This is a genomic window from Leptotrichia sp. OH3620_COT-345 (genome assembly GCF_003932895.1).
Taxonomy (GTDB): Bacteria; Fusobacteriota; Fusobacteriia; order Fusobacteriales; family Leptotrichiaceae; genus Pseudoleptotrichia.
Map to the genome: position 1 here is coordinate 1 of NZ_RQYW01000111.1, position 514 is coordinate 514.

The 514-nt window shown below is 29.8% G+C and carries 1 pseudogene; it reads right to left on the reverse strand.

Annotation, left to right across the window (positions count from 1 at the left end):
- A pseudogene (locus EII29_RS12340) lies at window positions 1-514 on the reverse strand (hypothetical protein); the annotation flags it as partial.

Here is a 514-nt window from a genome sequence, read left to right on the forward strand (position 1 = left end):
TCCCACTATTATAATCCTTTAACAGCTCATTTCTATTATATTCATCTTTCGCATTCAATAGAAATTCACTATTATCCAAAATTGCAGGTCCGTTTATTATTAAGTTTATCTTTAAGCTCTGGTCTAAGTCATATAGTTTCCGTACTTCGCTTAATATCTCATTTTTTCTTTCTATAGGTGCTTTTCTGTATTCTTTAAATTTATTATAAATTTCTTCTGAAATTATTGCACTCTCATATACATAAGTTCCATGTGGATTGCTTACCAATGAATTTATTTCTTTTAGAGTTATATTATTTTTATTATTTTTTCCTCCAGAATTTATATAATTTCTTTTCATACTTTCTGCTTCAAAATCAGTAACCACATTAGAATACAAATAATCAGGTTTTCCTATTTTCTTACTGTCAGGTAGTACAGGGATAAACAAGCCCGGCATTAACTGTTCTCTTAATGCTGCCTTCCCTATAGGTAAATGTCCCGTTCTATCTTTCCAGCTATGCTCTTTTACTTT